Below are 13,753 nucleotides of genomic sequence, written 5' to 3'. Positions count from 1 at the left end.
CGCCTTGCAACTTGTGACTTGCAACCCCTGACCCGCCCCCATGTTGCGCTGCGGCCGCTTTGTCCTTTCCCTCGAGCGCCCGTTGATCATGGGCATCGTCAACGTCACGCCCGACTCCTTCTCCGACGGCGGGCGTTTTTTCGACGACGCGCGCGCGGTGGAGCACGGGCTCGCCCTGGTGGCGGAGGGCGCGGACCTGTTGGACATCGGCGGCGAATCCACCCGTCCGGGGGCGGCACCGGTGTCCGAAGCCGAGGAACTGGACCGGGTGCTGCCGGTGGTGGAGGGACTGATCCACGCAGGCGTGCCCCTGTCCGTGGATACCCAGAAGCCCGCGGTGATGCGGGCGGCACTGGCGGCCGGGGCGGACATGATCAACGACGTCAACGCCCTGCTCGCGCCGGGGGCGCTGGAGGCGGTGGCGGCAAGCAATGCAGCGGTGTGCCTGATGCACAAGCAGGGCGAGCCGCGCACCATGCAGATCAATCCCAGCTATGAAGACGTGGTGGGCGAGGTGCGTGCCTTCCTCGCGGCGCGCATCGCTGCAGCCCGGGCGGCGGGCATTGCCCAGGACCGTATCGTCATCGACCCCGGGTTTGGCTTCGGCAAGAATCTTCAGCATAATCTGGAGCTTCTGCGGCATCTCGGGGACCTGGCCAGCCTGGGTGTGACCGTGCTGGCGGGTCTGTCGCGCAAATCCATGCTGGGCAGCATTACCGGCGCGCCGGTGGAGGCGCGCCTCCACGCCAGTGTGGCGGCGGCGCTGCTGGCCGCCCTCAAGGGCGCGCGCATCCTGCGCGTGCACGACGTGCGCCCGACGCGCGAAGCCCTCGCGGTGGCCGCTGCGGTGGAAGGATGGGGAGCATGACCAGAAAATATTTCGGCACCGATGGTGTGCGCGGCACGGTGGGCCAGGAACCCATCACGCCGGACTTCGTCATGCGTCTGGGCTATGCCGCCGGACGCATTCTCGCCGAGGCCGACCGGCGCATGAAAACCGAGCGCCCGTCGGTGATCATCGGCAAGGACACGCGTATTTCCGGCTACATGCTGGAATCGGCGCTGGAAGCCGGTCTTGCCGCGGCGGGCGTGGACGTGCTGCTTTTGGGCCCCATGCCGACGCCGGGGGTGGCCTATCTCACCCGGGCCCTGCGTTGCCAGGCGGGGATCGTCATTTCCGCGTCCCACAACCCCTATCCCGACAACGGCATCAAGTTCTTCGGTCCGGGCGGGCTCAAGCTGCCGGACCGTACCGAGCAGGCCATCGAAAAAGCCCTCGCCGAGCCCCTGCAGTGCATGCCGGCCGACCGGCTGGGCAAGGCGCGCCGGGTGGACGATTCCGACGGCCGCTACATCGAATTCTGCAAGAGCACCTTCCCCAACGAAATGGACCTGCGCGGGCTGAAGCTCGTGGTGGATTGCGCCCATGGCGCCACCTACCACATCGCCCCCCATGTGTTCCACGAGCTGGGGGCGGAGGTGATTGCCATCGGCGTCAAACCCGACGGTCTCAACATCAATGCCGGCTGTGGCTCCACCCATCCCGAGCTTTTGCAGCGCACCGTGCAGGAACAGGGTGCGGATCTGGGCATCGCCTTCGATGGCGACGGTGACCGTGTCATCATGGTGGATGGCGACGGCACCCTCTACGACGGCGATCTCCTGCTCTACGTCATCGCCCGCCAGCGTGCCCGCCAGGGTACGCTCAAGGGGGGCGTGGTGGGCACGCTGATGACCAACCTGGGGCTGGAGCACGCCCTCAGGAAACACAAGATTCCCTTCGCGCGGGCCGCGGTGGGCGACCGCTACGTGCTGGCGATGCTGGAAGAAAAGGGCTGGCAGCTGGGCGGCGAGTCTTCCGGCCACATCATCTGCCGCGACCGGCACACCACGGGCGATGGCATCATCTCCGCGCTGCAGGTGCTGCATGCGCTGCGCGCCCACAAGCAGACCCTGCGCGAGGCCACCCGTGACGTCACCCTGTATCCCCAGCGCCTGATCAACGTGAAGATCGCCAAGGGCTTCGATTTCCGGGAGAGCATTCCCGTTCAGGCGGCAGTGGTGGAGGCGGAAGCCGAACTGCAGGGGCAGGGACGCGTGCTGCTGCGCAATTCCGGCACCGAGCCCCTGGTGCGCGTCATGGTGGAAGGACGGGACCCGGAACAGGTGGAGCGCTGGGCCCGCCACATCGCCGAGGTGGTGAAGCAGGCGGCCGGCGCCGCCTGACCTCCTGCGCCTCGTTCCGCATCTTCCCTGCGTGGCCGCAGCGCGGCCATAGAGACAACCATGGCCTTTTCCCCGAGTTTTCGCACGCGCCTGTTCGCCGCCTATCTGGTGGTGCTGCTCCTGGGGCTGTTCCTGGCTGGCTGGGCGATTCACAGTGGCGAACAGGTGCGCGCCGCCGCCCTGGCCGTGGCCGAGCGGGAAGGGCCGGCGCTGCGCGCCATGAGCGGCTTACAGCGCGACCTGCGGGAGCAGGAAGTCCTGCTCTATGTGGCCTTTGCCGCCGCCGACCGCAGCCTGCTCGCTGCCCGGGTCGCGGAACTGGACCGGCGCTGCAGCCAGGGTCTGGAGGGCTTGCGGGTAGCCCCCAGCAGGCAAAGGGACACGGTGGTGCAAGCCTACGGCGAGCTGCGGCAGGCGGCGCGTGACCTGGAGGCGGCGCTCGCCCGGTCGCCCACCGACCAGGCGGCGGCCCGTGCCGCCCTGGCCCGGGCCAGTAGCCGGGTGGCCCAAATCGACGCGACCCTGCGCGAGCTCGTCGCAGACGCCGAACAGCGCATGGACCGGGCGGTGCGCCAGGTGGAAGCCGCGGCGCGGCGCATGCAGCTCATGGTGGGACTGCTGGCGGCCGCCATCTTCATCGTTTCCCTGTTCGTCGGTCATTACATCGACAGCTACCTGCGCGAACAGCGCGAGCGCCAGCTGCTGGCCGAGTTTCCGGAACGCAATCCCGACCCGGTGATCCGGCTGTCACCCGCCGGCCGAGTGCTCTACGCCAATCCCGCCACCCGGCAACTGCTCGCGCGCATCGGCGCCGGGGAGGATGATCCACGTGCCCTGCTGCCGCCGGATCTCATGGGCCGTCTGGAGAGTCTGCGCGGCAGTCACGACCAGGCCGAATTCTGGGCGTACGAGGTGCGGCCCGGCATTCACCTCGAGTGCCATCTGTACTGGCTGGCGGACCTCCAGGTGTTCCATGTCTATATCGCCGATGTCACGGAACGCAGGCTGGCGGAGGAACGCACCATTCGCCAGGCCTATCACGATCCCGTCACCGACCTGCCCAACCGCCGCATGTTCCAGGAGACCGTGCAGGCCGTCCTCTACCCGCCGGACCGGCCTGCGGCGCGGGCTGCGCTGCTGCTTGTGGGCGTGGACCGGTTCAAGTTCGTGGTGGACAGCCTCGGCCATGGTGCCGGGGATGTGTTGCTGCGGGCCGTGGGTGTCCGGCTGGGTGAGGCCCTGGCGGCCCAGCGGGAGCATGCGCAGGGGGCGGCCCTCTACCATTTCGGCGGCCCGCTATTTTGTGTGCTGCTGCCCGCCTTCGCCAAGGAAGAGACACCGGTCCTGCTCGCGGAGAAGCTGCTGGAGGCGATGCGCCTGCCCTTCTACGTCGAGGGGCGCGAGGTCAATCTCGCCGCCAGCATCGGCATCAGCGTGTTTCCCCTGGACGGCCAGGATGGGGCTGCCCTGGTTCGCAATGCCGATGCTGCGCTGGACCGGGCACGCAAGCAGGGGGGCGACCGCCTCGAATGCTACACGCGCGACATGAACGAGCGCGCGGGGGAATGGCTGCAACTGGAGAACGAACTGCGCCATGCGGAGGAGCTGGGTGAGCTCGAGGTGTTCTACCATCCGCAGCTGGACGTGGCCAGCGGGCGCGTCATCGGCATGGAGGCGCTGCTGCGCTGGCAGCATCCCCGACGCGGTCTGCTGGCACCCGCCGAGTTCCTGCACTTGGCGGAGGAGTCGGGACTGATCAACCGCCTGGGCACCTGGATGCTGCGCACCGCCTGCGCCCAGGTGCGCCGCTGGTGCGATCAGGGGCTGGACTGCCTGGTGGTGGCGGTGAATGTTTCGGCGCGGCAGTTTGCCCTGGAAACCCTGCCGCAGCAGGTAGCCGAGGTGCTTCGGGACACCGGCCTTGCCAGCGCGAACCTGGAAATCGAGATCACCGAGACCACCGCCATGCAGGATGTGGCGCGCACCACTGCGCTGCTGCACGAACTCAAGGCGCTCGGGGTGGGACTCGCGGTGGACGATTTCGGGACCGGCTTTTCCTCGCTCAGTTACCTGAAGCGCTTTCCCCTGGACAAGCTCAAGATCGACCAGTCCTTCATCCACCACCTGCCGGAAGACGAGGACGACGCCGCCATCGTGCGCTCGGTGATCACCCTGGGGCACAGCCTCGGCCTCCGGGTGCTGGCGGAAGGCGTGGAATCCGAGGCCCAGCTCACCTGGTTGCGGGGCGCCGGGTGCGACAGCTATCAGGGCCATCTCGCCGCGCCCCCCCTGGACGCGGCGGCCTTCGAACGCTTCGTGCGGGCGCGCGGCGTCAGGCGGCCGTCACCAGGCGCCTGATCCAGGCGGCCATGGCGACGCGGCAGCGGGCGGCGAGGGCGTCCGCCTGGGCAAGGCTTGGCGCCGCCGGCGCGTCCAACTGGGCCAGCAGTGCCTCGGCGGCCTCCCCCGGCGGCAGCACGCTGGGCACGTCCGGTCTTTCCCAGGTGGTGACGAAGGCATGCAGCTTGCGCGGACGCCGATGATCGAGTCCCAGACTCACGCGCGGCAGGCCGTAAAGCAAGGCGAGAATGCGCCCGTGCAGGCTGCTGCCCAGATAGCCGCGGCTTGCCGCGATCACGGCGCAGATGTCCCAGATGTCGAGGGACTGGAATAGGCGGGCGCGGGTGCCGGGTGCGAGACGCGCCAGCACGGCTCGATACAGGGCCAGATCGTCGTGCAAGGGGGCGGCACCCGCGCGGAACAGCACCAGGGGCAGCCCGGTGCGGGCCGCCAAGTGGTCACAGGCGGCGGCGAGCGCGGCCAGACTCGCCCCATCGGCGAAATCCAGGCTGAACTGCACCGCGAGCCAGCCTTCGGGAAAACGCTGCCTGAGCCCGGCCACTTCCCCCTGGGCGGCATGTTGCGCGATGCGCGGGCCAAACAGGGCGCGCGTGAGCACCGCCCCATCCGGCATCAGCACACAGTCGAGCCCATGGTGGCGCAACGCCGCCTCGGTCAAACGGTCCCGCACGCCCACCCAGTCGGCCTCGGCGAGGGCCGCCAGGACGGTGCGTCGCAACTCGGCCGGGGCGTCGTCCAGCTCACAGCCGCCCACCGCACAGTGCACGATGCGGGCTTGCCGCCCCGCACGTTCGCGGCCGGCCACGTAGGGTGCCGCTCCCGCAGCCGCCAGCCGCGCCTGCAAGATCCTGGCCGGTTCCTCAAGGGTGGCGAGCATCAGGGCCGCATCCTCGACGGAGCAGGTGAGCGTCTCACCACCCACGTGTACGAGCACAGGGGGCTCGCTTTGCTCTGCCGCCAGCTCGGACAGGGCGCGCACCGCATGTCCGCCAAAGGGGCGCAGGTCGCGTGACACGAGGCCGGCCACAGCCCGGGGCGGAGCCGGCAGCAGGGCGGCGAGGACGTGGGGGAACAGCAGATCCCCCAGATTGTGGCGGTCACAGGCGCCGAACAGGACGACTGGCGGGCGCTGGGTCAGGGGACGCGCCCGCGCCCCATCAGCCGAACTTGCCGGTGATGTAGTCCTCGGTGGCTTTCTGCCTGGGAGTGGTGAAGACAGTGTCGGTGTCGCCAAACTCGATGAGCTCACCCATGTACATATAGGCAGTGTAATCCGACACGCGGGCCGCCTGCTGCATGTTGTGGGTGACGATGACGATGGTGTAGTCCACCTTGAGCTCGTGGATGAGCTCCTCGATGTGGGCAGTGGAGATCGGGTCGAGCGCCGAGGCCGGTTCGTCCAGCAGCACCACCTCCGGCTTCACGGCGATGGCCCGGGCGATGCACAGACGCTGCTGCTGCCCGCCGGAGAGGCTGTTGCCGGACTGTTTGAGCTTGTCCTTCACCTCGTTCCACAGGGCCGCTTTCCTCAGGGCCCATTCCACCCGCTCGTCCATCTCGTGCCGGGACAGGCGTTCGTAGAGGCGCACGCCGAAGGCGATGTTGTCGTAGATGGACATGGGGAAGGGTGTCGGCTTCTGGAACACCATTCCCACCTTGGCCCGCAGTCGGTTGAGATCCTGGCGCGGATCCAGGATGTTCTCGCCGTCCAGAATGATCTCGCCTTCGGCGCGCTGGTTGGGGTAGAGCGCGTACATGCGGTTGAAGGTGCGCAGCAGGGTGGATTTGCCGCAGCCGGACGGCCCGATGAAGGCGGTGACCCGGTTTTCCGGGATCTCCAGGTTGATGTTTTTCAGGGCGTGGAATTTGCCGTAGTAGAAGTTGAGATTGCGCACCGTGAGCTTGGCCGGTGGCTGCAACCGCGGCGGCCGCGTTTCCTCCAGGGGAGGCACAGAGGACAGTTTGCTTTGCATGGTTCTCAGCCTAGCCGAGCCCGCCCCGCTGGCGGAAGGCGACGCGGGCGATGATGTTGAGGATCAGGACACTGAAGGTGATCAGCAGCGCGCCGGCCCAGGCGAGCTTTTGCCAGTCCTGGTAGGGACTCATGGCGAACTGGAAGATGACCACCGGAAGATTGGCCATGGGCGCGTTCAGGTTGGTGCTCCAGAACTGGTTGTTGAGGGCGGTGAACAGCAGCGGCGCAGTTTCGCCGGCGATGCGCGCTACCGCCAGCAGGATCCCGGTGAGGATGCCGGCGCGGGAGGCACGCAGGGTGACCAGCAGGATGATCTTCCACTGGGGCGCCCCCAGGGCGGCCGCGGCCTCGCGCAGGCTATTGGGTACCAGCTTGAGCATGTTCTCGGTGGTGCGCACCACGACCGGCACCACGATCAGGGCCAGCGCGAAGGACCCGGCCCAGCCCGAGAAGTGGCCGACCTTGACCACGTACACCTCGTAGATGAACAGGCCGATGACGATGGACGGTGCCGACAGGAGAATGTCGTTGACGAAACGGGTGACGGCGGCCAGCCGACTGCCCTGGCCGAACTCCGCCAGATACACGCCTGCCAGGATGCCCACCGGCGTGCCGATCAGGGTGGCGAGGGTGGTCATCATCAGACTGCCGGCGATGGCGTTGAGCAGGCCGCCCGGGCTGCCGGGTGGCGGCGTCATTTCGGTGAAGGTGGCGAGACTCAAGCCGGAAATGCCAAGCCGGAGCAGGGTCCACAGAATCCATGCCAACCAGAACAGGCCAAAGGCCATGGTGAGCAGGGACACGGTGAGGTTGAAGGCGTTGATGAAGCGCCTGCGGGCGTATAGGGAAATCATGCTAGGTCTGCTTGCCTTCCTGCTTGGCCAGCTGCAGCAGCAGGAGCTTGGACAGGGAAAGCACGATGAAAGTGATGATGAACAGGATCAGGCCCAGCTCGATCAGGGCCGCAACATGCAAGTCGGTGGTTGCCTCGGTGAATTCATTGGCCAGGGCGGAGGCGATGCTGTTGCCCGGCATCATGAGCGAGGTGCTGAACTGGTGGGCGTTGCCGATGACGAAGGTGATGGCCATGGTCTCGCCCAGGGCGCGGCCGAGGCCGAGCATAATGCCGCCCACCACGCCGATCCTGGTGTAGGGCAGCACCACGTGGCGCACCACCTCCCACGTGGTGGCGCCGAGGCCGTAGGCGGATTCCTTCAGCATCGGCGGCACGATCTCGAACACGTCGCGCATGACCGAGGCGATGAAGGGAATGACCATGATCGCGAGAATGATGCCCGCGGTGAATACGCCGATGCCCATGGGCGCGCCCTGGAACAGGAAGCCGATGCCGGGTTTGTCCCCCAGGTTTTCGATCAGCCAGGGTTGGATGGTTTCCTGCAGCACCGGCGCCAGCACGAACAGCCCCCACATGCCGTAGATGATGCTGGGAATGCCGGCCAGCAGCTCCACCGCGATGCCCAGGGGGCGGCGCAGCCACAGCGGCGACAGTTCCGTCAGGAACAGGGCGATGCCGAAACTCACCGGCACGCCGATGAGCAGGGCGATGGCGGACGTGGCAAGGGTGCCGAATATGGGAACGAGGGCGCCGAACTCGTCGGTCACCGGATTCCATTCCCTGCTCGCCAGGAAACGCACGCCGAAGGCCTGGATGGCCGGCCAGGCACCCCAGACAAGGGAGACCAGGATGGCCAGCAGCACCGCCAGCACCAGCAAGGCGAACAGCCAGGTGGTGGCGCGAAACAGCCGGTCCAGCAGGTGCTGGCGTTTCAGGGTCGCATCGCTGATGATTTTGGACATGGTATCCGGCTCTCTCGCGGTGGCATGCCGCAGATCCTGGGCAGAGCCGTTTCAGGTTGGCGCGCCCCGCTGTCTTACCAGATGGGTTTGCCCGCGGGGTCCTTGATCTGTTCCTTCCAGGTCTTTTGTACCAGGCTCACCACCTTGGGCGGCATGGGGATGTAATCGAGCTCCAGTGCCAGCTTGTCTCCCTCGCGATAGGCCCAGTCGAAGAAGGCGAGCACGGCGCGCCCGATCTCGGGCCTGGTCTGGACCTTGTGCATGAGCACGAAGGTGGCGCCGGTGATGGGCCAGCTCTGCCTGCCCGGTTCGTTGGTGAGGATTTCGTGGAAACCGGGCGCCTTTTCCCATTCGGCATTGGCGGCGGCCGCCTTGAAACTCTCCTCGTTGGGGGCCACGAACACCCCCTCACGGTTCTGCAGCAGGGTGTAGGTCATTTTGTTCTGCAGGGCGTAGGCATATTCCACGTAGCCAATGGCGCCCTTGATCTGCCTCACGTAGGAGGCGACACCTTCATTGCCCTTGCCGCCCACGCCGGCCGGCCACGCCACCGAGGCATCCTCGCCCACCTTGCTTTTCCACTCCGGGCTCACCTTGGACAGGTAATTGGTGAAGATGAAGGTGGTACCCGACCCATCCGATCGGTGCACCACGGTGATGGCCTGGTTTGGCAGGGCGACACCGTGATTGAGGCCGGCCAGGGCGGGGTCGTTCCAGCGCTTAATTTTGCCCAGGAAGATGTCGGCCAGCACCGGACCGGTCAGACGCAGTTGCCCCGGAGTCACGCCCGGCAGATTCACCACCGGCACCACCCCGCCCATGATGACCGGGAACTGGACCAGGCCATTCTTCTCCAGCTCGGCCAGGGGCAGCGGCTTGTCCGATGCGCCGAAATCCACTGTCCTGGCCTGGATCTGCTTGATGCCGCCACCGGAGCCGATGGACTGATAGTTGAGGCCCACACCCGTCCGGGTTTTGTAGGCCTGGGCCCACTTCGCCAGGATGGGGTAGGCGAAGGTGGAACCGGCGCCGGTGATGTCGGCTGCGCGGGCCAGGCCGGAGAGCGCCACGAGGCTCAGCACAGGCAGCAGGAAGAGGAAGCGTTTCATCGGTGACGGCTCCAGGCGGAAAAACCCGAATGTTACAAAACTCTTGCCCGTTTGTGACAGGCCTGGCGGCGCTACGCCCCATCGCGCTCGCTAAGTGATTGATCCGTTTGTGGCTCGTCGACTCGTGGCGCTGTGTGACTTGTCATCAAGCTGTAACACGCCCCGCCCACAATGGCGGCCGTGGCAGCCTTGGGGGCATCCCCCGGGTCGCCTGAGCAGGAACACCCGACAACCTTGTCTTAGGAGCCAGACGCATGATCAAAGCCACTCCCAAAAAACTTCTCGCTGCGCTGGGGCTGCTGGCCAGCTTCGCCACCGCTCCCGTGCCAGCCGCCACCGTTCAGGTGGATCCGGCACTGCCCACTTATGAAAAGGCGCCCGGTGTGGCAGGCAATTTCACCAGCATCGGCTCTGACACCCTCAACAACCTCATGACCCTGTGGGCCGAGCAGTTCAAGCGCTTCTATCCCAATGTGAACATCCAGATCCAGGGGGCGGGCTCCTCCACTGCGCCACCCGCCCTGACCGAGGGCACGTCCAACTTCGGGCCCATGAGCCGTCTCATGAACGCCAAGGAAGTGGAGGCGTTCGAAAAGAAACATGGCTACAAGCCCACCCCTGTGCCGGTGGCCATCGACGCCTTGGCGGTGTACGTGAACAAGGACAATCCCATCAAGGGGCTCACCATGCCCCAGGTGGACGCCATCTTCTCTTCGACCCGCAAGTGCGGTCATCCCACCGACATCACCAAATGGGGCCAGGTGGGGATGACCGGTGAGTGGGCCGATCGCGCCATCGCTCTCTACGGGCGCAACTCCGTGTCCGGCACCTACGGCTACTTCAAGGAACACGCCCTGTGCAAGGGTGACTTCAAGAAGAACGTGGCCGAGCAGCCGGGTTCTGCCTCCGTGGTGCAGAGCGTGACTGGTCAGCTCAACGCCATCGGTTACTCCGGCATCGGTTACAAGACCTCCGGTGTGCGCGCCGTGCCCCTGGCCGCCAAGGAGGGCGCCCCCTTCGTGGAGGCCGACGCCAAGCATGCCGTCGATGGCACCTATCCCCTGGCGCGTGTGCTCTACATCTACGTGAACAAGAAACCCAACCAGCCGCTGCCGCCCATGGAGCGTGAGTTCTTCAAGATGGTGCTCTCCAAGCAGGGGCAGACCGTGGTCGTGAAGGACGGCTTCGTGCCGCTGCCGGCCAAGATGGCCGAAAAGGCGCTGGCGGAAATCCTCAAGTAATGCCAACGATGCCGGCGGGGGCCCGCCCCGCCGGGCCACTCAGGGGATCGATTATGCATAAAACCATCATGACCAGTCTTGCCCTGGCAGGCATCCTTGTGGTCAGCGGGTGCGCCACGCAAACCGGGCCGCAGCCTGCCGCAAAGCCGGACGCCCAGCAGGCTGCCGCGGCCACCCAAGGGGAAGCCAACCTGTTCATCGTCTTCAACGAGGACCTGGGGCGCTACTACATCTTCGGCGACCCGCAGCTTTACCGGATTTATCTGGAAACCGATGAGGTGGCCATGACCCGCAGCTTCATCGGCGCGGGGCCTGACGGTACCTCCCTCATTTTCGGCATGACCAAAGACGACGCCAAGCGCGGCGGCCCCACACCCGCTGAGCGGCTCTACAAAGGGGAGGTGAAACCCGCCGGCCCCTTTTATGGCGAAGTGCTGAAGGATGGCCGCTATTACGTCTTCTTTACGTGGCAGGACATGGCGGACTATCTCAAGCATGGCGAGGTGCCTCTGACCTACACCGAGATTGGCGTCGGTCCCAAAGGGGAAACCGTGGTGTATGCCCTGAACAAGGAAACTGCCAAGAAGGGGCGGCCGGAAGCGGCGATCAAGCGTTTCCACGCGCTCCATCCGAAGCAGGAAGCGAAATAGAAACGACGCGGCCTGCGTGGGACGGGCCGGCCCCCGTGGCCGGCCCATGTTCCATGTTCACTCGTAACGAATTTCTCGGACCAACGGGTTTCTGACAATGAGCGTCTCCACCCCGGAACTGACAGCCAACGAGCAGACCATAGCCGGCGCCATGCGTGCCCGCCTGCTCAAGGACTGGCTTTTCCGCCAGGTCATGACGCTGGGCGGCATTAGTGTCATCGTCGCCATCAGCGTGATCTTCTTCTATCTCGCCTATGTGGCCTGGCCCCTCGTCAAGCCGGTGCGGCTCGACGCGTGGCAGGTGACGGCCCTGCCTGCCGCACAAAGCGGACGCACGCTCCATTATTCGGCCGAAGAGCAACGGGAGATCGGCGCCCGCTATACCGAAGGCGGCAGCGTGGCGTTTTTCGACCTGCGCACGGGCAAATTGCTCAAGGAGGTGAGGCTTCCCCTTCCCCCGGGGGTGCGCATCACGGCCTTCGGTGCCGGCGACCCTTCCCACTATACGAACGTTCTCGGGCTGTCCAATGGCCGGGCCCTCGTCGTGCGCGAGCAGTACAAGGTGGAATTCGACGCCAACCACGACAACCGGCGCGTGATCACGCCCAGCCTCGAATACCCCCTGGGCGAGGAAGCGGTGGTGCTGGACGAAGGGGGCAATCCGCTGGCGCAGGTGGCCGTGGCCAGTGCCGATGGCACCACCACCCTGGCGGCCCAAACCCAGGACGGGCGGATCGTGGTGGCGGGCTTCAGCGCGCGCCAGAACATGGTGACCGGCGAGACCACCATCGAGCGCGAGGGTGGTGTGCTGCCGGATTTCAGCGGCCGCGTGGACCGTCTGATCGTGGAGATCAAGCAGCGGGAACTGTACATCGGCCATGGTGGGCGCTTCATCCGCCACTACGACATCACCAACAAGGCCGCACCCCGTTTCGTGCAGGAAAAGCAGGTGGTGGCCGACGGCGAGACGATGACCGCCCTCGAGATCCTGTCCGGCGGTTTTTCCCTCATCGTGGGCACCGACAAGGGGCGACTGGCGCAATGGTTCCTGGTGCGGGATGCAGAAAACAACTACCACCTGACCCACATCCGCGACTTCAGGCCCATGCCGGCGGCAGTCACCAGCATCGCGCCGGAATATTTCCGCAAGGGCTTCCTCGTGGGCGACCGCCAGGGCAACGTCGGCCTCTACTACGCCACCTCGCAGCGTCTGCTGTGGCAGGACACGGTGACCCAGGGTGCGGTGCACGCCGGGGCCATGACCCCGCGCGCCAATGGTCTGCTGGTGGAGGGGAGTGACGGCCGGCTGCACACCGCCCATGTGGAGAACGACCATCCGGAGGTGTCCTTCTCGGCCCTTTGGCAGCGGGTGTGGTATGAAAGCTACGAGAAGCCCGATTATGTGTGGCAGTCGGCGGCGGCCACCAACGACTTCGAGCCCAAGTTCAGCCTCGCGCCCCTCACCCTCGGCACCCTGAAGGCGGCCTTCTACGCCATGCTCTTGGCGACCCCCCTGGCCATTTTCGCGGCGATCTATTCCGCCTATTTCATGTCACCGGCCACCCGGCGCCTGGCGAAACCCACCATCGAGATCATGGAGGCTTTGCCTACCGTGATCCTGGGTTTCCTGGCCGGACTGTGGCTCGCGCCGCTGGTGGAAAACAACCTGGTGGGAACCCTCGGCAGTTTCGTGACCGTGCCCATCGCCGTGCTGGTGGCGGCGTTTGTGTGGCATCGCCTGCCCACAAGCTGGAAGGGGCGGGTACCGGAGGGCTGGCAGGCGGTGCTGCTGTTGCCAGTGGTGGCCCTGGGCATCTGGGTGGCATTCACGCTGGGCCACCCGCTGGAAGCGCGCTTTTTCGGCGGCGACATGCCCCACTGGCTCAGTCTGCACGGCATCACCTTCGAACAGCGCAACTCCCTGGTGGTGGGGTTGGCCATGGGTTTCGCGGTCACGCCCACCATCTTCTCCATTGCAGAGGATGCCATCTTCAGCGTGCCCAAGCATTTGACCGCGGGATCCCTCGCCCTGGGGGCGACTCGCTGGCAGACCCTGAAGAACGTGGTGTTGCTCACCGCCAGTCCCGGCATCTTCTCGGCCGTGATGATCGGCATGGGCCGCGCGGTGGGGGAGACCATGATCGTGCTCATGGCCACCGGCAACACCGCGGTAATGGACTGGAGCATCTTCACGGGCTTCCGCACGCTGGCCGCCAACATCGGCGTGGAAATGCCGGAAGCAGCGGTGGGCACCACCCATTTCCGGTTGCTGTTCGTTTCCGCGCTGGTGCTGTTTGGATTCACCTTCGTTGTGAACACGGGCGCGGAAATCATTCGCCAGCGGTTGCGTAAGAGATACGCGAGTTTGTGAGA

Annotated in this window: 11 protein-coding genes; 6 read left to right on the top strand and 5 right to left on the bottom strand. The window is 66.0% G+C overall.

Features of this window, described 5'->3' with window-relative positions; all coding sequences use genetic code 11:
- The first annotated feature begins 40 nt into the window (after positions 1–40).
- Genes folP through ACZ42P_RS03365 form a run of 3 tightly spaced genes read left to right on the top strand, consistent with a single transcriptional unit; the run spans position 41 to position 4,584 of the window.
- Entirely contained in the window at positions 41–868 is an 828-nt protein-coding gene (gene folP / locus ACZ42P_RS03375; protein ID WP_464898691.1) for a dihydropteroate synthase, read from the top strand.
- On the top strand, positions 865–2,226 hold the full coding sequence (glmM, locus tag ACZ42P_RS03370) for a phosphoglucosamine mutase (protein WP_464898690.1): 1,362 nt from the start codon (positions 865–867) through the stop codon (positions 2,224–2,226). The genes folP and glmM overlap by 4 nt, the downstream gene beginning before the upstream one ends.
- 60 nt (positions 2,227–2,286) lie before the next feature.
- The gene (locus ACZ42P_RS03365; protein ID WP_464898689.1) at positions 2,287–4,584 is read left to right on the top strand and encodes a putative bifunctional diguanylate cyclase/phosphodiesterase; all 2,298 of its coding nucleotides are present in this window, start codon (positions 2,287–2,289) and stop codon (positions 4,582–4,584) included.
- Here the strand turns inward: ACZ42P_RS03365 and ACZ42P_RS03360 are convergent.
- The 5 genes from ACZ42P_RS03360 to pstS form a co-directional block, all read right to left on the bottom strand.
- A complete protein-coding gene (locus tag ACZ42P_RS03360; protein ID WP_464898688.1) occupies positions 4,559–5,602 on the bottom strand; it encodes a polysaccharide pyruvyl transferase family protein in 1,044 nt (347 codons plus the stop codon). The genes ACZ42P_RS03365 and ACZ42P_RS03360 overlap by 26 nt on opposite strands.
- Positions 5,603–5,744: 142 nt before the next feature.
- Positions 5,745–6,560 carry a phosphate ABC transporter ATP-binding protein PstB gene (gene pstB, locus ACZ42P_RS03355; protein WP_464898687.1) on the bottom strand — a complete coding sequence of 272 codons (816 nt, stop codon included), beginning with the start codon at positions 6,558–6,560 and terminating at the stop codon, positions 5,745–5,747.
- A gap of 10 nt (positions 6,561–6,570) precedes the next feature.
- Entirely contained in the window at positions 6,571–7,416 is an 846-nt protein-coding gene (gene pstA / locus ACZ42P_RS03350; RefSeq protein WP_464898686.1) for a phosphate ABC transporter permease PstA, read from the bottom strand.
- Position 7,417: 1 nt separating this feature from the next.
- Positions 7,418–8,380, bottom strand: a complete 963-nt coding sequence (gene pstC / locus ACZ42P_RS03345) for a phosphate ABC transporter permease subunit PstC (RefSeq protein WP_464898685.1) — start codon at positions 8,378–8,380, stop codon at positions 7,418–7,420.
- 74 nt (positions 8,381–8,454) lie between these two features.
- On the bottom strand, positions 8,455–9,489 hold the full coding sequence (pstS, locus tag ACZ42P_RS03340; RefSeq protein ID WP_464898684.1) for a phosphate ABC transporter substrate-binding protein PstS: 1,035 nt from the start codon (positions 9,487–9,489) through the stop codon (positions 8,455–8,457).
- Between the two features lie 254 nt (positions 9,490–9,743).
- Here pstS and ACZ42P_RS03335 point away from each other — a divergent pair, with 254 nt between their 5' ends.
- The 3 genes from ACZ42P_RS03335 (at position 9,744) to ACZ42P_RS03325 (ending at position 13,751) form a co-directional block, all read left to right on the top strand.
- Positions 9,744–10,730, top strand: coding sequence for a PstS family phosphate ABC transporter substrate-binding protein (locus tag ACZ42P_RS03335; RefSeq protein ID WP_464898683.1), 987 nt, complete (start codon positions 9,744–9,746; stop codon positions 10,728–10,730).
- Between the two features lie 53 nt (positions 10,731–10,783).
- Complete coding sequence (locus ACZ42P_RS03330) at positions 10,784–11,380, top strand: hypothetical protein (protein ID WP_464898682.1); 597 nt, start codon at positions 10,784–10,786, stop codon at positions 11,378–11,380.
- A gap of 97 nt (positions 11,381–11,477) precedes the next feature.
- Complete coding sequence (locus tag ACZ42P_RS03325; protein WP_464898681.1) at positions 11,478–13,751, top strand: ABC transporter permease subunit; 2,274 nt, start codon at positions 11,478–11,480, stop codon at positions 13,749–13,751.
- Positions 13,752–13,753 lie beyond the last annotated feature (2 nt).

It is taken from the genome of Thiobacter subterraneus (assembly GCF_055379455.1).
The sequence above is the reverse complement of the archived record's forward strand: the minus strand, read 5'-3'. Positions and strand labels throughout refer to the sequence as shown.